This window comes from Pseudomonas sp. RA_35y_Pfl2_P32 (genome assembly GCF_963970735.1).
Classification (GTDB): Bacteria; Pseudomonadota; Gammaproteobacteria; order Pseudomonadales; family Pseudomonadaceae; genus Aquipseudomonas.
On sequence record NZ_CAXAQF010000395.1, the window covers coordinates 1 to 428 of the forward strand.

General features: G+C 61.2%; 1 pseudogene. It reads left to right on the forward strand.

Annotated features, from left to right (window positions below):
* A pseudogene (locus AACY45_RS28865) lies at window positions 1-427 on the forward strand (type II restriction endonuclease); the annotation flags it as partial.
* Window position 428 lies beyond the last annotated feature (1 nt).

Consider the following 428-nt stretch of genomic DNA (forward strand, 5'->3'; position numbering starts at 1 on the left):
TCGGGGACGCTCATACAATGGCGCCATGTTGGCATCCGGTTGCATCGACCGTCTGCCCTCATCAATCGAAGATGCCGCGGGCGCAGAATCGATCCGGCTCATCGATGTGCTCTGGTTGGATGCCGCGAGCGATCGCGTGGTCGCTGCTTTCGAGGTCGAACACACGACCTCGATTTATTCCGGGATCGTCCGCATGCTCGATCTGGCGCTAAGCGGCGACCTGCATACCGCGGGCGGACTGTTTCTGGTTGCTCCGGACGGCAGGGAGGACGAGGTGCGTAATCAACTTCGTCGGCCGGCGTTCAGTCGCGTCGCTGACTTGCAGGTACGCTACCTGCCGTATGGCGAGCTGGAGCGGAACAAGGATGCGATCGCCCGCTTCGGGACAGGCATGAAAGGCATTCAGGCGATCGCGCGACTTCTTTGAC